Source organism: Nonomuraea roseola (genome assembly GCF_039535395.1).
Taxonomy (GTDB): domain Bacteria; phylum Actinomycetota; class Actinomycetes; order Streptosporangiales; family Streptosporangiaceae; genus Nonomuraea; species Nonomuraea roseola.
In genome coordinates, this window is record NZ_BAAAXC010000015.1 from 362,653 (window position 1) to 383,146 (window position 20,494).

General features: G+C 66.8%; 24 protein-coding genes and 2 pseudogenes. 10 read left to right on the forward strand and 16 right to left on the reverse strand.

What is annotated here, in order from left to right; genetic code table 11:
* Nucleotides 1-48: 48 nt before the first annotated feature.
* The 3 genes from ABFX55_RS24725 to ABFX55_RS24735 all read right to left on the reverse strand — a co-directional run bounded on the left by ABFX55_RS24725 (nucleotide 49) and on the right by ABFX55_RS24735 (nucleotide 2,152).
* Nucleotides 49-678 (reverse strand): hypothetical protein, encoded by a 630-nt coding sequence (locus ABFX55_RS24725; RefSeq protein WP_346124712.1) that lies wholly within the window; start codon nucleotides 676-678, stop codon nucleotides 49-51.
* A 77-nt stretch (nucleotides 679-755) separates the two neighbouring features.
* Complete coding sequence (locus ABFX55_RS24730) at nucleotides 756-1,715, reverse strand: LysR family transcriptional regulator (RefSeq protein ID WP_346124713.1); 960 nt, start codon at nucleotides 1,713-1,715, stop codon at nucleotides 756-758.
* 263 nt (nucleotides 1,716-1,978) lie between these two features.
* Complete coding sequence (locus ABFX55_RS24735; protein ID WP_346124715.1) at nucleotides 1,979-2,152, reverse strand: CsbD family protein; 174 nt, start codon at nucleotides 2,150-2,152, stop codon at nucleotides 1,979-1,981.
* Between the two features lie 749 nt (nucleotides 2,153-2,901).
* Here ABFX55_RS24735 and ABFX55_RS24740 point away from each other — a divergent pair.
* The gene (locus ABFX55_RS24740; protein ID WP_346124717.1) at nucleotides 2,902-3,387 is read left to right on the forward strand and encodes a DUF6328 family protein; all 486 of its coding nucleotides are present in this window, start codon (nucleotides 2,902-2,904) and stop codon (nucleotides 3,385-3,387) included.
* A gap of 166 nt (nucleotides 3,388-3,553) precedes the next feature.
* Here ABFX55_RS24740 and ABFX55_RS24745 read toward each other — a convergent pair whose 3' ends face one another.
* Nucleotides 3,554-4,492: an acyl-CoA desaturase gene (locus ABFX55_RS24745; RefSeq protein WP_346124719.1), complete on the reverse strand. Its 939-nt coding sequence runs from the start codon at nucleotides 4,490-4,492 to the stop codon at nucleotides 3,554-3,556.
* Between the two features lie 118 nt (nucleotides 4,493-4,610).
* Nucleotides 4,611-4,922 (reverse strand): UBP-type zinc finger domain-containing protein, encoded by a 312-nt coding sequence (locus tag ABFX55_RS24750; RefSeq protein WP_346124721.1) that lies wholly within the window; start codon nucleotides 4,920-4,922, stop codon nucleotides 4,611-4,613.
* A gap of 412 nt (nucleotides 4,923-5,334) precedes the next feature.
* Between ABFX55_RS24750 and ABFX55_RS24755 the strand changes: the two genes are divergently transcribed.
* Entirely contained in the window at nucleotides 5,335-6,021 is a 687-nt protein-coding gene (locus ABFX55_RS24755) for a VC0807 family protein (RefSeq protein ID WP_346124723.1), read from the forward strand.
* Nucleotides 6,022-6,102: 81 nt separating this feature from the next.
* Here the strand turns inward: ABFX55_RS24755 and ABFX55_RS24760 are convergent, their stop codons facing one another.
* The 6 genes from ABFX55_RS24760 to ABFX55_RS24785 form a co-directional block, all read right to left on the reverse strand.
* Entirely contained in the window at nucleotides 6,103-6,543 is a 441-nt protein-coding gene (locus ABFX55_RS24760) for an STAS domain-containing protein (RefSeq protein WP_346124724.1), read from the reverse strand.
* A 100-nt stretch (nucleotides 6,544-6,643) separates the two neighbouring features.
* A complete protein-coding gene (locus tag ABFX55_RS24765; RefSeq protein WP_346124726.1) occupies nucleotides 6,644-6,949 on the reverse strand; it encodes a hypothetical protein in 306 nt (101 codons plus the stop codon).
* A 400-nt stretch (nucleotides 6,950-7,349) separates the two neighbouring features.
* Entirely contained in the window at nucleotides 7,350-8,249 is a 900-nt protein-coding gene (locus ABFX55_RS24770) for an integrase core domain-containing protein (protein WP_346124727.1), read from the reverse strand.
* A 979-nt stretch (nucleotides 8,250-9,228) separates the two neighbouring features.
* Complete coding sequence (locus tag ABFX55_RS24775; protein WP_346124728.1) at nucleotides 9,229-9,570, reverse strand: hypothetical protein; 342 nt, start codon at nucleotides 9,568-9,570, stop codon at nucleotides 9,229-9,231.
* Between the two features lie 210 nt (nucleotides 9,571-9,780).
* Nucleotides 9,781-10,077 (reverse strand): tyrosine-type recombinase/integrase, encoded by a 297-nt coding sequence (locus tag ABFX55_RS24780; RefSeq protein ID WP_487047408.1) that lies wholly within the window; start codon nucleotides 10,075-10,077, stop codon nucleotides 9,781-9,783.
* Nucleotides 10,078-10,161: 84 nt separating this feature from the next.
* A complete protein-coding gene (locus ABFX55_RS24785) occupies nucleotides 10,162-10,665 on the reverse strand; it encodes an integrase core domain-containing protein (protein WP_346124732.1) in 504 nt (167 codons plus the stop codon).
* 80 nt (nucleotides 10,666-10,745) lie between these two features.
* On the opposite strand from ABFX55_RS24785, the gene ABFX55_RS24790 reads away from it, so the two are divergent.
* Nucleotides 10,746-10,943, forward strand: a complete 198-nt coding sequence (locus ABFX55_RS24790; protein WP_346124733.1) for a hypothetical protein — start codon at nucleotides 10,746-10,748, stop codon at nucleotides 10,941-10,943.
* A gap of 248 nt (nucleotides 10,944-11,191) precedes the next feature.
* Here ABFX55_RS24790 and ABFX55_RS24795 read toward each other — a convergent pair whose 3' ends face one another.
* Both ABFX55_RS24795 and ABFX55_RS24800 read right to left on the reverse strand, forming a co-directional pair.
* Nucleotides 11,192-11,902, reverse strand: a complete 711-nt coding sequence (locus ABFX55_RS24795; RefSeq protein WP_346124735.1) for a C39 family peptidase — start codon at nucleotides 11,900-11,902, stop codon at nucleotides 11,192-11,194.
* 163 nt (nucleotides 11,903-12,065) lie between these two features.
* Nucleotides 12,066-12,761 (reverse strand): hypothetical protein, encoded by a 696-nt coding sequence (locus ABFX55_RS24800; protein ID WP_346124737.1) that lies wholly within the window; start codon nucleotides 12,759-12,761, stop codon nucleotides 12,066-12,068.
* 397 nt (nucleotides 12,762-13,158) lie between these two features.
* Between ABFX55_RS24800 and ABFX55_RS24805 the strand changes: the two are divergent.
* From ABFX55_RS24805 to ABFX55_RS24820, 4 genes and pseudogenes are all read left to right on the forward strand, one after another.
* Nucleotides 13,159-13,467, forward strand: a pseudogene (locus ABFX55_RS24805) (integrase core domain-containing protein); the annotation flags it as partial.
* 451 nt (nucleotides 13,468-13,918) lie between these two features.
* Nucleotides 13,919-14,386 (forward strand): peroxiredoxin family protein, encoded by a 468-nt coding sequence (locus tag ABFX55_RS24810; RefSeq protein WP_346124739.1) that lies wholly within the window; start codon nucleotides 13,919-13,921, stop codon nucleotides 14,384-14,386.
* Nucleotides 14,387-14,746: 360 nt separating this feature from the next.
* The gene (locus tag ABFX55_RS24815) at nucleotides 14,747-15,553 is read left to right on the forward strand and encodes an LLM class flavin-dependent oxidoreductase (protein ID WP_346124740.1); all 807 of its coding nucleotides are present in this window, start codon (nucleotides 14,747-14,749) and stop codon (nucleotides 15,551-15,553) included.
* Between the two features lie 298 nt (nucleotides 15,554-15,851).
* Nucleotides 15,852-16,304: a hypothetical protein gene (locus ABFX55_RS24820; RefSeq protein WP_346124742.1), complete on the forward strand. Its 453-nt coding sequence runs from the start codon at nucleotides 15,852-15,854 to the stop codon at nucleotides 16,302-16,304.
* A 94-nt stretch (nucleotides 16,305-16,398) separates the two neighbouring features.
* Here ABFX55_RS24820 and ABFX55_RS24825 read toward each other — a convergent pair whose 3' ends face one another.
* Entirely contained in the window at nucleotides 16,399-16,995 is a 597-nt protein-coding gene (locus ABFX55_RS24825; RefSeq protein WP_346124744.1) for an NAD(P)-dependent oxidoreductase, read from the reverse strand.
* Nucleotides 16,996-17,078: 83 nt separating this feature from the next.
* Between ABFX55_RS24825 and ABFX55_RS24830 the strand changes: the two genes are divergently transcribed.
* The 3 genes from ABFX55_RS24830 to ABFX55_RS24840 all read left to right on the forward strand — a co-directional run bounded on the left by ABFX55_RS24830 (nucleotide 17,079) and on the right by ABFX55_RS24840 (nucleotide 18,571).
* The gene (locus tag ABFX55_RS24830) at nucleotides 17,079-17,681 is read left to right on the forward strand and encodes a PadR family transcriptional regulator (protein ID WP_346124746.1); all 603 of its coding nucleotides are present in this window, start codon (nucleotides 17,079-17,081) and stop codon (nucleotides 17,679-17,681) included.
* Nucleotides 17,682-17,795: 114 nt separating this feature from the next.
* A complete protein-coding gene (locus tag ABFX55_RS24835) occupies nucleotides 17,796-18,176 on the forward strand; it encodes an SgcJ/EcaC family oxidoreductase (protein ID WP_346124748.1) in 381 nt (126 codons plus the stop codon).
* Nucleotides 18,173-18,571 carry a hypothetical protein gene (locus ABFX55_RS24840; protein ID WP_346124750.1) on the forward strand — a complete coding sequence of 133 codons (399 nt, stop codon included), beginning with the start codon at nucleotides 18,173-18,175 and terminating at the stop codon, nucleotides 18,569-18,571. The genes ABFX55_RS24835 and ABFX55_RS24840 overlap by 4 nt, the downstream gene beginning before the upstream one ends.
* A 262-nt stretch (nucleotides 18,572-18,833) precedes the next feature.
* Here the strand turns inward: ABFX55_RS24840 and ABFX55_RS24845 are convergent.
* Both ABFX55_RS24845 and ABFX55_RS24850 read right to left on the reverse strand, forming a co-directional pair.
* Nucleotides 18,834-18,989: pseudogene (locus tag ABFX55_RS24845) on the reverse strand (DUF4287 domain-containing protein); the annotation flags it as partial.
* Nucleotides 18,990-19,265: 276 nt separating this feature from the next.
* Nucleotides 19,266-20,420, reverse strand: coding sequence for an MFS transporter (locus ABFX55_RS24850; protein WP_346124752.1), 1,155 nt, complete (start codon nucleotides 20,418-20,420; stop codon nucleotides 19,266-19,268).
* Between the last annotated feature and the right edge of the window lie 74 nt (nucleotides 20,421-20,494).

A 20,494-nucleotide genomic window follows, 5' to 3' on the forward strand; every position in this document is an offset into this window, starting at 1 on the left:
CTCGGCGATTGCAGTCCTTCGTCTTCGTGCTTGCGCGGGTCCATGCCGTCACCATCCTCCAGAATCGCGACGGGAGGTGCCTTCGTCATGGTCATCGCGGTTCGCCGCCGGATCGCGGCGGGACGCGCGGCCGTCCGACGGCGACTCCCCGAGGAGCTCTTGGAACAGGAAGCGGTAGTGCACCATCGCCTGGCGCAACTCCTCCGTCGAGGCCCTCTTGGCGGCCTCACGGCCGCTGATCTCATGGGCTTGCCGGTAGTGGTCAAGAGCGGCGCCGTGTCCTACCGAAAGGTCGGACACCCGCTGGTCGAAGTCCTCGATCGGGTAGCCGCGCTCGGCCATGACCTCCGTCACCAGCTGGTCGGCCTCCGTCACCGCGAAACCGGGAGCGTTGACGAACCGCTCCTGCACCTCCGTCCAGCGGACGGCATAGGTCCGCCGGCGCTCCGGGTCCAGCGGACGGATGTCGAGCTCGGCGACGCGCTCCTCACGGGCGAGCAGCTCCTGCTCGCCCGCGCCTCTGTCCTCCTGCTCGGCCAGCGTGCGGTCGTACTCAGGGCCGAACCGTTCGCGGAGACGGCCACGGCGCTGATGCCGCAGCACGAGGAACGCGACTGCGGCGAGGGCCACCACCACTACCACGACGACGGCCACCCAGATCAGAGTCTCGGTGGTCATGTGACGCCTCCGAATCTGCTTGCTAGAACCACGGCTGCCCCGCAGAAGACACCAGAAACGCCCAGGTCGGACCACATTTATGGCTCGTTCTCGCCATGGCTGATGACCGTCGACACCCCCGGCCCCGAAGCCGGGTCGGCGGTTTCCAACCAGCCAAGCTCGTAGGCGAGTTGCCTGGCGCTGTCGATGACACCGGCGACGTGGACGGAAGGAGTGCCGGAGTGCCGCAGGAGCGACCACTGATAGTGGGTCGTGGGTTCGATCAGGGGTCGCCACACGGTGCCCGGCCGGTTGGATGTGCGGAAGGATGAGGGGACACAGAGCACGCAGCGGTGCTGGAGCACGAGGTCGGCTGCAGCGCGGGTGCTCTCCACCGTTCCCTCATAGACAGTGGGCGCGAATCCGACCGAGCGACACAGCGCGATGACGAACTGGTTGAGCTCAGGTGTCTGGGAGTCCTCCCCCATCAGAAGCAATTCATCAGCGAGGGCAGCGACGGGCACGCCGACCAGAGCGGCGAAACGGTGGTCGTCGGGAACCAGTACACCAAGCGGATCGAGCCGGATCAGCTCAGAATCCACGCCCGCCGGCGTCTGCGAAGCCCGACCGATCCCGATGTCCATGCGGCCATCGGCCAATTGCCGGTACTGCTCGGGAGTACTGGCTTCAACCTGGTGGATCGTCAGATCAGGATGGCGCTTCTGAACCTCGCGCAGGATCTGCGGCATGGAGTCATAACCGGCGTCGATGATGCCGACGCGCACCGTCGGCGCGGCCACGGCGGCGCTCCGTGCGGCCTTGGCAGCCCGGCCTACGTGGTCGAGGATCTGGCGCGCTTCGACGAGGAAAGCGGTGCCGGCAGGGGTGAGCTCGACGTGGTGAGTGCTGCGATCCATCAACCGCACCCCGAGTTCGCGTTCAAGTCGCTGGATCTGCTGGCTCAAGGCCGACTGCACGATGTGCTCACGGGCCGCCGCCCGGCCGAAGTGCAGTTCCTCGGCCAGGGTCACGAAGTAGCGAAGTTGGCGCAACTCCATGGCCGCCACCCCTTTCCAGCCGGGCGGCGCAAATGCGGACCGTCTTTCCTCACTTTAGGTCCTCGCAGTGGTGGCAGCCATACGGGAACCAGAGTGGAACAGACAGTAGGCACGTCCTCAGGGAATCCTTGGTCTCGGTGGAGCGGAGTGCGGATGTGGCGAATCTCCGGGTTCAGCCCAGGAGCCGGTCGGCGCACAGTGGGGTGCGGTTGCAGCCGCAGGCGGACCGGCTTGCGGCCCGGACTCCACCTGAGCGAGCGCGGTCAGCGCTTGAAGACGTCCTTGACCTTCTCACCGGACAGTCTCAGGTTGCCCATGAACCGGTCGGTCCTGCCTTCGTTCTCCAGCCGCCGGTTTCGGGTGGCGCCGCCGAAGCGCTGCGCGACCCGACCCTTGATGGCCTGTACCTTTGCGCTGATCTTCCTTTTGAGACTCATGGTGATTCCCTTCTCCGGCCCTTCGGACCAGTGCCCGCATGAAGCGTGGATCTGCGGACCGGCCGTGCCCCTTACAGCGGGCCAGTTGCTCTCACCAGACAGCGTCCGGCGTCAGCAGCAGTACGGCGGCCTGGAGCTCACTGTCCTCCTTCTCACGAGATGGCGAAACGAGCAAGCACCAGGCCGGTTATCACCAGAACCGATCAGCGCCCGGCCTCGGTGAAGGAACGTGGGAAGGAACGGCCGCTGTGGAGAGGCGCTGTGCCCCGATACGACGATCCCGCGAGAAGCGACACTGACCAGGTGATCGGAGAGCATCACCACAACCCCAAGCGACAGCGACGCCGATGGCGAGGACTAGCCAACAAGCTCGACAGCAAACGTCCTCGTCAAACACTCGACCTACGATCGGCGCCTTGTTGAGAACGCCCATATCCCTTTGCCTATGAACGGGCCCCAGCTGCAACCGCGGCCGCCGACCGAAGGATGTGCGCAGGCTGCAGTACCGAATAGGAGTCAGTCATCTCCACCGAGACCATGACCAAGGGTGGGTGGCTGAGAATTCCCCCTGGATGAACTGGACCGAAGGGAGGCTGAGCACAGGAGTGGCGAGTCCGTGCCGGGCGTGGCCTGCCGCCTTGGCCAGCGCCTTCCGGATCGGATCGGTGACCTCATGACTGCAGCCCCCACCGGTCGCGGCCCCCTGAACGAAGCCGGTTAGTCGCATCTGCCAATAGATAGGAGCCGACATGCCTGCCAACGGCAACCCCGACGAAAACCCAAAGGAACGCGTCGACCGCGAACTGTCCGAACTCCTCCAGGGCCTGCGAGTCATGGTGACCGGGGTGCAGGTGCTGTTCGCCTTCCTGTTCGCGATGCCGTTCCAGGCCGGCTTCGCCAAGGTGGACACCTCGGGCCATTGGCTGTTCTTCATCGCGCTCACCAGCTCCGCCGCCGCCTCCGTCTGCTTCATCACACCCGCGGTCCAGCATCGACTGCTGTTCCGCACCGGCCTGAAAGAGAAGATGTTGCACCGCGCGAACGAACTGGGCGTTGCCGGCGCCATATCGCTGGCGATCGCGATGACCACCGCGGTAGCCCTGGTGGCCGAGGTCGTCCTCGGCAACTGGCTCGCCATCCTGTTCGGAGCGGCGGTGGCGCTGGCGACCAGCTGGCTCTGGATCCTCCAGCCGATCGTCGACCTGTACCGCCTGCGTGACCGAGAGGAACACTAGATGAGGTCCTTGGCCATCGCGGCCCGATCTGGGAGAGCGCCATGGCGACCGATCAGGCCACCACGAACGCAGCGCACGCATCTGCTCTAACCGGCGGCATGGTGCTGACGGACATGCCGCGCCGTTGCCCTCGCCAGTTCTCTCCCACATGGCCCATCATCGGTGCCTAAGCTGCCCAACGGCGACACCGCAAGGGATACCGGTCAGCCTCCGGCCGGGCGCGGGCTTGTGGCGGGATGCCGGTGCGGCGGCGTTGGATGCGATCGTGGTCGGGCCAGTGCACGTCGGTGGCCCAGCCCAGCCGCTCGAACAGGCGGATCAAGCCGGCAGAAGGGTCGATCTGGCCGCGGTCGAGGCCGTGGCGGGCGCAGGTGGGTTCGCTGTGGTGGCCGTTGTGCCAGCTCTCCCCGAATGACAGCAGGGCCAGCGGCCACAGGTTGGTCGACCGGTCGTGGCGGCGGGTCTTGAACGGCCTGCTGCCGACCATGTGGCACAGGGAGTTGACGCTCCAGGTGACGTGCTGCAACAGTGCGACGCGGACCAGTCCAGCCCATAGGAAAGCGGTCAGCCCGCCGTACAGGCTGCCGCTGATCGCCCAGCCGGCCAGGAACGGCAGCACCAGCGAGACCACGCACAGCGCGGGGAAGGCGCGCGCCACCCGCACCATCGCCGGATCGTCCAGCAGGTCAGGAGCGTAGCGTTCGGCCGAGGTCCGATCGCTGGTGAACATCCAGCCCAGATGGGCGTGGGCAAGCCCCCGAAGCTGCCCTCGCACGCTGGTGCCGTACCGGTAGGGAGAGTGTGGATCGCCCGGACGGTCGGTGAAGGCGTGATGGCGACGATGGACCGCCACCCAGTCGATGAGGTTGCCCTGGAAACTCATCGACCCGGCCACCCCCAGGACCACCCGCAACCATGGCCGAGCGGTGAAGGACCCGTGGGTGAGCAGCCGGTGGAACCCGACGGTGACCCCGAGCCCGGTCACCACATAGAAGGCCGCTGCCAGCAGCAGATCGGCAAGCGCGATACCCTGCCCCCAGGCCAGGAAGATCGCGACACCCAGCGCGATGAACGGCAGCACCACGATCGTCCCAGTCAGCCCCACCTGCGCCCTGCCCGCCGGAGCATGCTCTGCTCCACCAGGGAACGGTGACGCACCGTCGTAGTCTTGCCGGGCTTTCACCGTTCGTTCAGACATAGTCATGAGCTTCTTCTCGTCTCGCTCACACGGTCCGCCCGTGTACGTAGCACCATCGCCAGGCCGACCCGGGTTCCAAATCTGCGACCACCGGATGGTCGGTTTCCCGGTAATGCGCCTGAGCGTGGCCGCCCGGTGAGCCGTCGGAACAGGCCACCCACCCGCAGGTCAGGCACACCAGCAGCCGCTTCCAGGCCCAGCCAACGGCCAGACACTCCTTACATTCGGGTAGTCCGCGCTCCACTGCCGGGAGCAGGTCGAGGTGGTCGCAGCGCGGCGCCTGACCATTCAGACCGGCGCGCGCGGTCACGTTCATGCCTTCAGCGTCCAGGGTCATCACGACCCCCTTACGGTGACAGCGACGCCAGATGCGTCGACTGGTCACCTACCAGTCAAGGTGAACGGCGAGCCAACGGCAACGTCCAATCCCAGCAAGCCCCATCACCAGCAGCGATAGCGAGCCGAATGTGTGCCAGACCCTGTCGAGTGACAACGTTCATCGTTCAGTTTGAGCAGCGCTCAGAGGCTGGCCGGCGCACAGAATGTCGATGAGAAGTGACAGCGCTGCAGTGTTGATCAGCGGCGGTGATGGGCTTTGGCGGGAATACCGGTATCCGCATCACGGTGGCTGGCGTTGACTGGAAGTGCCCGGCCACCCGCCTTCATCGAGGCGGCTGTGCCGGTAAATGTCCGGGGACACGTGACGCTGGGTCGCCTTCAGCCACGTGTCCCCGGATCCAGAGGACATCATGGCGACCGTTCAGGCCAGCATCGACAGCGGCGCCCGTCGGGTCGACGCAGGCCCGGTGCGGGTGTCGTTCCCCAGCGCCAGGACGCTGACCAGACAGGTAGTGCCTCGGCTTTGCGAGGGTGTGGTCGTTCCTCTGGCGGTGTTCTACGCAGGATTGACCCTCTTCGGCCTGACCGGCGCCCTGGCCGCGGTGCTCGCGTGGGTGTATGGCAGCGTGGCCGGGCGGCTTCTTTTGCGCCGCCCGATCTCCGGCACCATGATCCTGGCCATGGTCGCGATCACTGTCCGGTCCGCGCTGGCGTTGTGGAGCGGCAGCGCAGTTGTCTACTTCCTGCAGCCCGAGCTGGGCACCATCTGCATCAGCCTGGTGTTCTTGGCCTCGGTGCGGCTTCGCCGCCCGCTGGTGGGCAAGCTGATCCTTGACTACGTCCGCCTGCCCGCGGTCATCGCGAAGCATGAGCGCGTCCGGCGGTGTTTCGTCCGGCTGACCGTGTTGTGGGCGTTGGTCCTGCTGGTCAACGCCACCTTGAGCATCTGGCTGCTGCTGAGCCAGTCGATCGAGGTCTACTTGCTGGTGCGTCCCGTTGCTGTGGCGTGCATCAGCGGGCTGGCTTTCCTCGGCTCGATCTTGGCCTTCCTGCGAGTTCTGCGCCGTCTTGGTAGCGAAGTCGTGCCGCCGACCTGAAGTCATGCACTCACCTTTGGTGGTCTGCCCGGGGCGGACCTGCCCGTCGGAGGGCCCTTCGGGTGGAAGGGCGCGGGGTGATCAAGCGAGCGATGCTGGCCGCCGGAAGCCCCAGATCTGCTGGAGCCGGCGCAGCGGAGCAACGGCCAGCGGCGGGTTCCGCAGCCGAAGCTGCGGCGTCTCGTGCCAGCTGGTGATCTCCAGAAGGCGGCGCAGTTGTGACGGCGCAGACCGCAGCGTCAGCGCGTGGCCGTCGTCCAGACCGGCGGCGGTGGTGAGCAGGGCTCGCAGACAGCCGACGTCAATGAAAGTCAGACCCGCCAGGTCGAGGCAGATGTCGCCGTCGCCGGTGATCGCGGCCAGCGCCCAGGTCAGGGCGGGCAGCGTGGCGACGTCGAGTTCTCCCTCGATCCGCAGCCCGGGAGGGTCGAGGATCTGGGCGATGCATAGATGCCGGTAGTTGATCGTGAAGGGTTCGACAGCGAGATCGTGAGGGGTGCTGGGGCTGACGGTGGCGTTCATGCCGATTCCTCCTGGGGGCGTACCGGACAGGGTGGTCGCGAGGTCCAGGTGCCATGAGGACGTTCTCGATCGTGTCGACCTGATCGTTGCGGTGGTCCCATCATTCATCAGACCCGCCAGTGCGGAAGCCGCTGGTTTCGACTTGGTTTATCACTGCTGGAGATGACTGAAAGGGATCATCCTCGATCAGCACGATCTCGCTGACCGCACGCGGGTAGCACGTGACCTTGACGCCATCGCCGGCGCCGATCTCCAGGACCTGGCCAGACAGGCCCTTGAGCAGTCGCTCACGTTCGGGTGTGGGGCGATCTCCGCGGCGTACCGGTCGTGGATGGCGGAACTGTTTCCCTCCCACGTCCCAAGGACGTCCGCGTATCAGCAGGGGATTCCGTGCCAGCAATGCCATGACTCCTCCTGAATGTTGCGGCATTCCCACTATCAGGCGATACCGCCGGCGGCATCGCCGATCCCCAGGTGATCCTGACGCGCGAGGCGGCGATCCATACGCCTTCTTGTCAGGGCCCGCCTCAGATCGGCGAGCGACGGCGCCGCCAACCGCGGACGCGTCAAGTACGCGTAGCCTTTGGCCGGGTTGCCGTCCAAATGGCGTATGGAACCGCTCCTACGGCAACGACAGGCGGGACCATGGCGGCATGCGGAGAACGGACGAGGAGCCCCAGTGGCCACCGTGCTACTGACGGACACGTCGCGAACGTGGGTCTCTCCGCTCGCCAAGGCGCTAGGAGAGCGCGGGTACACGGTGGACACCACCACAGGAGCGTGTGGGTGCCAAGAACTCGGCTACCCTATGCGACCCGCCCGTATTCGTGGATCAGCACGCCGAAGCGGTCACGCCGGATGACCTTGATTTCGCCCTCCGCAGGGTCGGGAAGGGCTCGCAGCGGAGCTGCCTGGCCCAGGGAACGATGCGGGCGATGCTCATTGAAGTGGGCCTCGTAGATGGCCAGCACGCGTCGCAAGTGACCGGCGTTGACGATGAGGATCCGATCAAAGAGTTCTCGGCGCAAGCCACCGATCCAGCGTTCGGCGAACGCGTTGGCCCGCGGAGCCCGAGGTGGCGTCTTGATGATGCCGACGCCCTCAGCCGTGAAGACTTCGTCGAACATCGTGGTGAACTTCGTATCCCGATCGCGGATGAGGAATCTGAACCCCTCCGCCCTGTCCCCCAGCTCGATCATCAGGTTCCTGGCCTGCTGCGCAACCCACGGCCCGGTCGGATGCGCGGTGACGCCGAGAGCATGCACGCGGCGGGTACCGATCTCCATGACAACCAAGCAATAGAGGCGTTTGAACAGCACGGTGCCGCAGTGGAAGAAGTCGCACGCCAAGATCCCGTAGCTTGAAGCACGCAGGAACTCACTCCAGGACGGTCCCGCGCGTCGTGGCGCTGGGTCGATGCCAGCCCTCTTCAAGATCAGCCACACCGTGGAGGCCCCAACCCGGTAGCCCACACCGGCGAGCTCCCCGGCGATCCGCCGGTAACCCCACAGCGAATTCTCCCGGCCAGACGAAGTGCCAAGGTCCGGATGAAGGCGCGGGTGGGAGGCAGGCCGGCCCTGGGCGCGGCGCTTGAATGTCCAGCGCCGCCGGACCAGATCGGCGTGCCAGCGCAGCAGCGTGCCCGGCGTCACAAACAACTGCCGACGACCGGCTGGAGACAGCAGGCGCGCCAGCGCGCTGATCACCGCTCGATCCGCCCACGATGGCCGAGGCCTTGCGACCTGACGGCGCAACACCGCGAGCTGATGACGCAGGACCAGAATCTCCGCGTCCTTCGCCCCTCTGCGAGCGACCCAGTAGCACCACCCATCCTGTGAGCCGAACGAAGATCAGATACGCCAGCCGCAGCGCCACAGACGCGATCATGCCTGCCAGCGCTGAAACGCCGAACCCCAGGTCAGCCTCACGACCGAGTTTCCGGCACCCACACGCTGGAGGGTCATGCCCGTTCCCTGCCTGCCTGGGCGGCGGCGTGGAAACGTCTTGCGGCGCTTGACCAGATCGGCGTGCCAGCGCAGGAGCGTGCGCGGAGACGATCAACCTCAGCTGGCTCCGTCGCCCCCTCGGCAACGCCCTCGTCTAGGCCGACAGGATCGCCCGGTCCGCCCAGGCCGCTTCACCTGCCGCTCAAGGACAGCCACCTGGTGGCGTAGCACCAAGATCTCGACATCCTTAGCTGCAGCAGATCTGCCGAGCAGAACGAGCCAGCCACACAGCCGAGCGAAGATCAGATAGATCGGACGGAAGGCCACGACGATCAAGCATGCCGGACGGGAATTGACAGCACCTCGCATACCGCCGCTGTCCGAGGGACGCATGCCAGGTCAGAGCAGGTGACGCAGTTCTCGGCACCCACAGGATCACCCATCGAGACCGGATTCGGCTGGCTTGTCCTGACCCATGGCGTCGGCCCCACGCGCGACTACGCCATGGGCGCCCTGCTGCTCTACTCCCACCAGCCGTACCGCGTCATCGCCGAACTCCCCGGCACGCTCCTCACCGCCAGCGGCACCGAACGCGAAGGCTACGTCCCCGTGTCGTGTACTCCTGTGAAGCCCTGCTACACGCCGATGCCGTATGGCTGCCCTACGGGGCGAGCGACACCCGCGTCGGATTCGCCCGTGCGCCGGTCACCACCCTCATCGAGGGCATGCGTCCACCACGCTAGAGGCTCTCGCCGCGCATGACGGCGTCGAGGAGGTGCGCCCCCGCATCGTGCAGGGTGATGCCGTAGCCGTCCGGCACACCATCGGCCGGCATCCCCTCGCTGGCGGCGACGATCGCCTTGAAACGAGTATCGCGGGTCGGGCCGTTGCCGACGAGGTGACCGCACAGATGACCGGCGCGGTCGTACACGGCCCATCGGCCCGCGCTCACCTGCGGCATCGCGGCCGGGTTGTCCTTGAGCCACTGCGCGTTGGCCGCATGCTCGGCCCGTTCATCGGCCTCGTTCCTCTGGCCGGGCCCCGTGGCGTGTTGATCGTCGTTCTTGCGAGCACTACTCATGTCGCGTCTCGCTCTCAGATAGTGGCTGACGCCCTCGAAGGGAAACACTCAGCACCTGAGTCGCATCGTAACGGAACACATCGCGCACCCAGACGCCTCCGGCCGGCTACGACTAAGGACGCGGCGCATCGTCAAGACGAACAGCCCCGTTCCGCCTTGAATCCGGCGAGACGAGGCCGCTCGTCCACTCCGGTTATGCACGGAGATGCCTCAGCGCGCCCCTCTCCTCCTGATCGTCGTCTCCCAGCAACAGCGCCGGGTCTTCTCCGCCGCCGCGATCGCCACCTGCGGAAAGACCGAGGTGTAGGTGTCAGCGGTGAAAGCACTGGACGTGTGCCCCAGCGTCTCCTGGACCACCTTGATCTCCACGCCCGCGGCCAGCATCAACGAGGCCGCGCCATGCCGTAGATCATGAAGCCGGATCGGCGGCAGTCCCGCCAGATAGGCCAGCCACAGGAACTGGTCGGACACGTGTTGCGGGTGCAGCCGATCCCCGTCGGACTGGATGAACCAAACCGGTGCCCTTCCACGCCTCCCTGTAGTGCGTCAAAACTCGCGCGCAGAGTCTGATCTGGGGTTCCTTCGCCCGGGTTATGCGGCTCGGCGATACTCGTTAATCGCTCCTCCGAGTACCTTCCGGCGTTCGATCCGGCCTTTCATCGACATAACCACCTGCTCGTCTTGATCGGGTGGTTGTTGCCCGCGCGCTTGGTGAGGCCGATGCCCGTTGTAATGATCGATGTACTCGCCCAGGACCGCGCGCAGGTGTCGTTCGCCATAGATCAGCAGGCGGTCGGTGCACTCGGCTCGCACCGTACGGATCCACCGCTCGGCATAGCAGTTCGCCCGAGGTGTGCGCGGCGGCGTCTTCAGCACCGCGATACCCACGGCGGCGAAAATGTGATCGAACACGGCGGTGAACTTGGTGTCCCGATCGCGGTTGAGAAAGCGGAACGATGCCGCTCGCTTGTCACCACCGCCGGTTACTCTCCGGCAGCCGGGCGGGAGCTGTGTTTCGCGCACCTGCCCAGACATGTGCGACCTGGCGGTAGCGTGATCTTCGACGACGGCACGCTGTGGCGCGAGATCGCGCACCCCGTCCTCCCGAACCTGACGCGCCAACTCTCGTCTGATACGTCGGTGTAGGGCTGTTACAGAAAGTGAGGTAAGTGCCGATGACAAGTCGTCTGGCCGACGATCTGCGGGACGGCTCCGATGACACCGACAGCGACTACGCCCTGCGTTTTCGTCTTCATGCTGACCGAGAAGGACGTGTGCTCGATGCCGAGGCCGTGGCCAACTCGGCCCCCACCCACCCCGAGGCTGACCGGCGCGCGTTCAGTCCGCTCTTCTGGGCACACGCCAGCCTGTAGGCACGATCCAGATCAACATGGACACCCACCTGGACCTGGGGCTTGTGGCGTCATGTCGCGAACACCGGTTCAACCTGGCGTTCAGGCGGCCGATCATGTGAGAAATGGCTGCCGAAGCCAAGCGTGTGAGCCATCGCATCCCCTGGGCTGGGGCGTTGCGACGACCTCTAGGACTTGCACCCACCCCCGGGGCCCGGGTCCGCTCACGCGAGGCTAGGTGTGAGATCGGGAACAGATATGCCGCGATCTCACTTCTTGACGGGCTGGAGCATGCCCCAGTAACGGTGACCGTACTCGTTTCTTTCAGTCGACTCGGTGGCCTTGGCGAGCTGTGCCATGGTGATGACGTACTTGCCGCCTCCACCTGCGAAGGGGTTGGGATCCCAGACGAGGATGGTCTTCCTTTCCTTGTCATAGCCGTAGGCGACGACGAAGTGACCGACGTCTGTCGCGCCGAAGTCGACGCCCCTGTACCAGGGAAGCCGGTCGATGAAGAGCTGGATCGGAACGGTCTTGCGCAGGACGCCGACGCTGTAGGCGATCCGCTCGCCGAGACGCTTGGCGTTGTACACGTCCCATGCGGGCGCATAGGTGTATCTGGTCTTCTTGGAATATGCGTTCAGCACCCGCAGCATGTCTTCGGCGGACGTGCCGTCCTTGGTGGTGCCCATCTTCTTGGCCAAGGTGGCCTGGCCGACCTTGATACCGAGCGTGCGCAGAGCGATCTCAGCCGCCGCCGGGACGCACCAGTAGTCCGTGGCCTGGAAGACCCCCTTGATAGCGAGCTTGGCCCGGACAGGTGACGTTGACCCGGCGGGCAAGGTCGCTTGCGCGACGGCGCTGCTCGCCCGGAGCTGGGTACTGATCGCGGGGGTGGCCTGCGCGCTGCCTGGCTGGAGGGCGACGAAGGCTGAGACCAGGACGGTGCTCAGCGCGGTACCGGCCAGAAACGTCTTCACGCGAGATCTCCGGGGGAAGTCGGGACAATCGTGAACAATCGTGGCTGGACTCTACATGATCCGCTTTTCTGTCTTGTCTGATTCACGACTGCATTCGAGCCCTGAGATCGACCTGTGGGTGCCAGGAACTCGGCCCCCTACGCGACCTGCGCATACTCGTGGATCAGCCCATCGAGACGATCGCGGCGGTTGACCTCGATATCGGCTCCGACCGAGGCGGACAAGGCTCGCAAAGGAGCAGCCTGCCCCAGGGGCCGGTGCGGACAGTACTGGTTGAAATGAGCCTCGTACGCGGGCAGCACCCGGCGCAGATGGCGAGCGTTGACATCAGCATCCGGTCGAGAACCTCCCGGCGCAGGCCGCCGATCCATCGCTCGACGTAAGCGTTCGCCCGCGGAGCCCCAGGCGGCGTTTTCACGACCCGAACGCCCGCGCCGATGAACACCTCATCGAACACGGCGGTGAACTTCGCATCCCGATCACGGATGAGGAACCTGAACTGCTCGGCCCGATCCCCCAGCTCGATCACCAGCTTCCTGGCCCGCTGAGCGATCCACTGCCCAGTGGGGTGATCAGTGACGCCGAGCAGGTGCACTCTCCGAGTGGAGATCTCCATGACGACCAGGCAGTACAGGCGTTTGAGCAGCACCGTGTCGCAGTGGAGGAAGTCGCACGCCAGGATCCCGGGGGCTTGAGCACGCAGAAACTCACTCCAGGTCGGCCCCGTGCGTCGCGGCGCTGGGTCGAGGCCGGCCTTCTTCAGGATGAGCCACACGGTGGAGGCACCAACGCGGTATCCCAGACCGGCGAGTTCGCCGGCGATACGGCGATATCCCCACAGCGGGTTCTCCCGGGCCATCCGGAGGACCAGTGATCGTACGAGGCCCGTGTGGGAGGACGGCCCTGCCTGCGGCGTTTGAACGTCCAGCGGCGCCGTACCAAGTCAGCGTGCCAGCGCAGCAGCGTGCCCGGCGTCACGAACAACCGCAGCCGACCGGCTGTGGGCAGTAGCCGCGCAAGCGCGGTGATCATCGCCCGGTCCGCCCACGACAGTCGCGGTCGGACCACCCTGACGACGCAGCACCGCGAGTTGTTGGCGCAGCATCAGGATCTCGACGTCCTTCGACGTCTCGGAACGGACCAGCAGCGCCAGCCAGCCCCCGAGTCTGAGGAAGATCAGTTAGAGCAGTTGCAGCGCCATGAGCAACGATCATGCACAGTGAACGAGCGAGCGTCGAGCCGCAGATCAGCCGGGCCGAGTTTCTGGCACCCACACGGCCGAGTCTCTCAATGCCGCGTTGAAGCGCGAGACACTCCGAGGCAGGACCAACTGGCCGACCGCCCGCCACGCCCGCCTGGAGGTGTTCCGCTGGGTCAGCCGCTACAACACCCGACGCCGCCACTCCACGCTCGGGCACCGCACGCCACAGGCCTACGAAGCGATCCTTCAACCAACAACAGCACGCTGGCACCCGCCACATGAGCCGTGTCCAGTCCTCAGGTGGAAGCCCCCTCCTCCTCCGGAGTACTGCTCGGTGTGCGCCCGGCGAGGTTGGCTCGGATAGCGGTGAATCCTTTCGCGGTGTGGTGGCCTCTTATGTGGTGATGGCCACACCGGAAGGAGATGAGTATGGATGACGTTGTGATGTCGGCTGTCCAGCGGGTACTTTTCACGATCTCGTTCCGACCGCAAGGGCGTGGACGTGGCTGACGGCTCGTGGGCGAGCGCGCAGCTCGTTGAGGCCGCGCAGGCTGGTGGTCGCGAGTCGATCACAGCGGTGATCTGTGGTGCTCATTCTCGCCTGGGCTACCCGGGCCGAAGGACCGCGGAGGCACTCGGCTTGAACAACTTGAACAACGCCGCGACGGATCCCAGCTACACGGACCCGCAACAGGCTCCGGCACAGCTCGGGCGGCATGACCAGCCCAACCGGCGTCCGCAGGACCCCGGAACCACCAGCGCCTGACCTGAGCCGACCGCATTTCCACAACCCGAGTTCGAAGAGGAGTTCCACCATGCTCACAACCGGATCGCCCGCGCCCGACGTAGTGCTGGAGGACACCGACGGCCGGACCGTCCACCTGTCCGACTACCGGGGCAGTCATGCCGTGCTGATCTATTTCATGCGGTCGACGTCGTGCCCGATCTGCAACAGGCACGTCCAAGATCTCATCCGGTGCCGCGAGGAGCTCGCGGCTGACAACGTCCAGGTATTTGTCGCAGTTCCTGAGGACCGCCAGGAAGCGGCCGCGTGGAAGGCCAAGCGCCAGGTCCCGTTCCCCGTCCTCACAGGGCGCCGCGGCACCCCGCACGAGATGATCGGCCTGAGCAGAAAGGTTTTCGGCTCGATGCAGCAGTCAGGCGACATCCTCATCGATTCCCAGGGCATCATCCGCCATGCTCACGGCGCCACCATGCCCACCAGCAGCTACGACAAGAAAGGGATCATGGCTGCTGTCCAGGGTCTCCGCGCTCACGCATGATCTAGAAGAGAACCTGGACCAGCCGCGACATCTCGCGCGTGGTGCACTGTTTCATCCAAGTTCCAACCGCCCTCGACGGCCGCGTCGCTGGTGACGGTCCGTCTGCGATAGGCCATGCAAGTGCACCGCGCGTCAGCGGTTTGTGAGTGTCTCCAGTCAACGACGGGCCTCAAGAGGACGCGTCAATAGGCTTCGGGCGATGTCGGGGTATTCGATCGCCGTCCGCGAGCTTTCGAACGCCGGCAAAATTTCGCCGATACTATCGGGACCCCCTCTTGGGCGGCGCTCACCCGCTCGTCGGTGCCGCGCTGCGCGAGCGCGGCACCCAGAACTGTCGGTGCCGGGTGCTTGGGTGGGGGCATGCGTTACGGCATCGACGTCGCGATTCTCGGTGACCTCGTGGAGCCGGCACACCTGGTCACCCTCGCCCGGGAGGCCGAGGCCGCCGGGTGGGACGCCGTACTGGTGTGGGACCACTTGGCCTTCACCTGGGGCATGCCATCGGCCGACCCATGGGTGACGCTGGCCGCGGCGGCGCAGGCGACCTCGCACATCAGGCTGGGCACGGCGGTGACGGCCGTGGCCCGGCACCGCCCGGAAAGTCTGGCCCAGACGGTGGCGACGCTCGACAGGCTGAGCGGCGGTCGCGCGATCCTGGGCGCAGGGCTGGGTGGCGTGAGGCAGGAGTTCACCGCCTTCGGCTCAATGCGTCCTGGCGGGGTCGTGCTCGACGAGGCACTCGACGTGATGGTCTCGCTCTGGTCCGGCGAGGAGGTGCACCACCGGGGCGCTCATTACACCGTCGACGGGGTGCGGCTCGCGCCGCTGCCCCTCCAGCGGCCCCGGGTGCCGGTGTGGGTCGGCGGCACGGCTCCGGGTGCCCTTCGGCGTGCCGCCCGCTGGGACGGCTGGATCGTCGTCGGCGACGACCGGGAGGGCCGCATGACGCTTTCACCCGACTCCCTGGCCGCCCAGGTCAGTGAGCTGCGCCGGCACCGGGCAAACGCGGGCGACCTCGACGTGGCGGTCATCGGGGTGAGCGAGCCAGGCTCGTCGGTCCGGGCCTACGCCGACGCGGGCGCCACGTGGTGGCTGGAACACCTCCACAGCTACCGGGGGTCGATGGAACGACTGGTGCGGCGCGTCAAGGCGGGCCCGCCCGTGTGAAGCACCTGCGGTGCGCGCGTGGCTCAGGACAGCTCGATGCACAGGCTCACAGTGTCCCCGCGTGCCAAGGCGGCTTGCGAGATCGCCTCGGCGTCCGCCGGAACGCTGCCCGCGGCCAGCTCGACTATGGCTGCTCACCAGCGGCTCAGCTCCTCACCGCCCTGGGCACGTCGGCCGGGCGGCAATCACCCGGGCGCGCACCGCGCTCTACCGCGACGGCGACCTGGTCGCCGAACAGCCCACGCTCGGGGGGAAGGGTTTCCCCGTCCCGCCCGGCGCCGCGGACTACCGGCTGGTCGTGGAGGCCGAACGGGACGCCCCCGCCACCCTGTCGACCCGCACTTCCACTGCCTGGAGGTTCCGCTCCGAGCACGCCGAGGGTGACAACCCGCTGCCGCTGCCGGTCTCCGTTATCCGCTTCTCCCCCAAGCTGGACGCCCGCAACACCGCACCCAGCGGTGGGACCTACCGGATACCGGTCCGCGTGGAACGACAGCCTGGCTCGAGCGCCGGCGGGGTGCGCCGCCTCACCGTGGAGACTTCTTTCGACGTCGACGATCCCCATCTGCTCAGCCACGTACTCGACCACCACCTGCGGTCGCGCTGGAAGGCCCTCCGCTCGGGTCCGTGTCACCAGCCGCAAAGTGGAGCGTTTCTGCAGGTGACCGCGGTGACGATTGATCGCACCGTTCCTGTGTTTCGGTTCGGGCACTCGGGGATGAGTCCGACGCCCGACACCGACGCCTGCTAAGGACTCTTATGTCAAACCGTCCGAGAGTTTCCGGCTACAAAGAGCTACTTTGCCCCTGGTGACACCGACCCGGGTGGAGGGCCTATGAGCGATGCTATCGGGGGCCGCAGATGCCGAGGGCCTTGCCGATCAAGGCGGGATCCTCGACGGTGTCGAGCAGCGCCATTGCGTAGTCGGCGCGCGAGAGCTGCATCGCGCCGCCCGTGGCGTTGGCCTCGAAGTCGATGTGCACGCGCCCGGCGGGCGGCTTGTCGTTGAGCATCGTGGCGCGGGCGATGCTCCAGTCGAGCCCGCTGACCTGCAGCATGCCCTCGGCGCGCGCGAGGTCCACGTACGCCTCGCGGAAGAGCAGCCACGCCAGGGAGACCGCGAGGCGGGGCCGGGTGGCGGGCACGGAGCGGCTGCTGGTCATCACCACCCGCCGTACGCCGTGCTCGTGCATGGCGGTGATAAGGGTGGCGGCGATCCGGCTGCCGCCGACTGCGGCGATGACGGCGTCCTGCCCCTGTACGACCCGGCGTACGGCCTCGAGGTCGTGCGCGTCGCCCTGGTGCACGCCTGCCAGCCCGGCGCGGCCGGCGAGCAGTTCCGGCCGGCGGGCGAAGGCGGTGATCTCGTGTCCTCGCTTGACGCCTTGCGTCAGGACGTGCTTTCCGGTCCGGCCGGTCGGTCCGATGACCATGATCTTCATGCTAGCGCCTCCTTCAATATGGCAGTTTGCACTATAGCAATATTCTTAAGCTATAGTGCAAACTGCACTAAGAAAGGAGAGTCATGGCACGACGTCCCGACCTGGTCGGCCTGACCGTGCTGGCCATGCTGTCGGTACGTCCCGGCCACCCGTACGAGCTGCACCGCTTCATCGTCCACACGCACAAGGACTACGTGACGGGGCTGCCGAGAAGCCTCTACCACGCGGTCGACAAGCTGGCCGGCGAGGAGCTGATCGTCCCCGTCGAGACCAGCCGGGAAGGCCGCCGGCCCGAACGCACGATCTATGAGATCACTGACGAGGGCCGCCACGAACTGGCGACCAGGCTCCGGGCGCTTCTGGAGAACCCGGGCGGCGAGCGCCGCGTCTTCACCGCGGCCGTCTCGCTCATCGGCGTCCTCCCGATGCCCGACGCGTTGCAGTCCCTGCGCACCAGGGAGGCGGCACTCGAAGGGAACGTCGCCGGGCTGAACGGACACCTGAAAGCCCTGCGCGACAGTGGCCTGCCCGACGTCCTGACGATCGAGCTCGACTACGAGCGGGCCTTGACCGAGACCGAGCTGGCCTGGATCCGGCAGCTCATCGCCCGCCTGGAGTCGGGCGAACTCGACTGGTCGGGCACCTTCAACCGCGACCAGCTGGAAAACGTGCTCGACGAATCATGAGAAGCGGCTGTCAGGGTGCGCCAACACCCTGACAGCCGGACATCCGAACAAGGCGCCTGCCCTGCCTGGAGTCGCAACCTCAGGATAGGCGCCGCGACCACAAGGAGTTGCGCCATGTCCGCCAACGCGGAGATCATCACCATGCTCACCTGCCTCGCCGAGGCGTGGAACGCAGGTGACGCCACTGCCTACGCCGCGCGGTTCACCGAAGACGCCGACTACATCTCCTTCGACGGCACGCACACCCGTGGGCGACAGGCCATCGAATCCTCGCACCGATGGCTGTTCGAGGGGCCGCTCAGGAGCTCCACCATGTCCGCCCCCGACAGCGACGTCCAGGTCAAGCCGCTGGCCGACGGCGCCGCGCTGGTGATCTCCCAGGGCGGCACCGCCGTGGACGGCCGCCGACGCGACTCGATCGTCACCTTCACCGCCGTACGCACCCCCGAAGGCTGGCGCTTCGCCTCCTTCCAGAACACCAGGGTGACGTCGTGACGAAGAAGAAGCTGCTCGCCGAGGTGGCCGGGGTCATCGAGGCGCCGGTCGCCAAGGCCTGGGTCGCCGTGACCGACGAATTGCTGCCCGGTAGCAGGTGCTCCGGCCGCTTCACCATCGAAGACGTCCCCGGCCACACCTCCACGGTGGAGGTGGCCGGTCACACCATCTCCTTGCAGGGCGGCTGGTGGTACCGGGGCGAGTGGAGCGTCGAACCGCATCCCGAGGGGACGCTGCTCGTGCATCGCGTCTTCAACGTGGCGCGGTGGGCGCGCTGGGGCGTGCCGCTCGCCAACCGCATGTTCGTCGGTTTCGCCGACAGTACACGTGCGGCCTTCATGGAGAAGCTCGCCCGGATGGGACATCGTCTGGGGTGTCCCACCCGTCCGGCCTGAAGATCATCGGTAAGCGCGGTGAAGCCGGACGGCCCAACCACGCCCAACGAAGGTCACTAGAGAGCGGTGTGACGGGAAACTGTCACGCATCGTTCGGGAAGAGACCGATGGAGAAGGGCCCTGTCCAGGGGCACCTCGCCAGCGTCGACTTCACTCTGAGGGGCCTCGGTGCAGCAATGCACCGGGGCTACCCGGCGAGTGGAGGGCCCGGTCGCAAGGCGCCCCGTCCGCACCGCTTCCCGCAGCGCCCGTCCACGGACGCTCATGTGGGCGGCCGGTTGTGCTTTCCATCGAGCCAGAGCGTGTCGGACTCGTCGCGGTGTGAGCCTGAGGTTCCGACGTGCTTGGCGTCGATCTTCGCGCCCTTCTGGATGACGTGCACCAGGGCCATCGCGTGCCCGCGACCCAGGCCGTATTCGGGGGTGGACCTGCAATGGAACCGAAACGCACGCTAAGCCGGTTCCAAGAGGTCAGCAGGGGTAAGGCGCCCGAGGACGTTAGCGCACGTTCCGTGCCCGGCGCCGCAGCGGGGTGTTCTCCCAGGACGGCGCTGACCATGATCATCGCTACGGCTAATTTCTGCACTCATCCTCCTCGGAGGCCTAACGACCCCGGTGCACGCTGCTGGCGGCGTTGCGCTGGACGCGGCAGGCCGAGCTGGTCGACGGAGGGTGTCGGAGGCGGGGTGGCTAACTTAGCGGGGGTGGGAGGTGGTGAAGGCAAGGGCGGCGAGGGCCAAGAGGGCGGCGGTGCCGTACATCCAGGAAGCCCCCGAGGTGAGGGTCAGGCCGCCGAGGACGGTGCCCAGCCCGATTCCTGCGTAGATCGCGGAGGAGTTCAGGGAGACCAGCAGCGCGGCCTCGCCCGGGGAGGCGGAGATGAGGCGGTGCTGCTGAGGCGGGGTCTGGCACCAACTGCTCGCCCCCCACACCACCATGAGCGCGCCCACCCCGACAGGGATCACCGCGCCCGACGCCGCGAGCCAGGCCAGCACGCCCATGGTGAGCGCCATGAGTGCGTAGCCGATCGTGAGGACCCGGCGGGCGCCCCACCGGTCGGTCGCGTAGCCGGACAGCAGGTTACCCGTGACGGCGCCGACGCCGTACAGGAAGAGCATCAGCCCGATCGCCGAGACCCCGACGCCCTCCAAGGCAGGAACGCTGTAGGCGTAGGCCGTGTATGCGGCCCCCATGCCCAGCACGGTCAGCGGCAGCACGCGCACCACGGCCGGATGGCGCAGCACCGCGAGCCGGGTCCGCAACGGGACCCGCGGGCCACCCGGCAGCCAAGGCATGATCGCGAAGACCCCGGCGGCCACCACCACGCTGAGCACGGCGACCAGCCCCAGCGCGCTGCGCCAGCCGAGCCACTGGGCGGCCACGTTGCCCAGTGGCACCCCGAGCGCCGTCGCGATCGTCAGCCCGCCGACCACCACGGCCAGCGCCCGCGCCCGCGACTCCGGCCGGACCAGGGAGGCGGCCACCGCGCCCGCGTTCGGCGTGTAGGCGGCGGCGCCCAGCGCGGCCAGCACCCGGGTCGCGATCAGGACCGGCAGGCTGGGCGCCAGCGCCGATCCCAGGTTCGCCAGCCCGAGCACGACCAGCGCCCCCACGAGCAGCCATCGTCGCGGCAGCCGGGCCGTCAACGTGGCCAGCACCGGCGACCCGATGGCGTAGGCCGCCGCGAACACGGTCACCGACTGCCCGGCGGCCGCCTCGGAGACATGCAACGACGCCGCCATCTCAGGCAGGAACCCGGCCACCACGAAGGCGTCGGTCCCCACCGCGAACGTGCCCAACGCCAGCACCAGCGCCAAACTCGACCAACTCTTAACCGGGACATTCAACATCCCCATTCTCCTTACGTGAATGCGGCACCCGGAGGAGGGCGCCGCGAGTTTTCAGAGGTACGGCAGGACGGCGC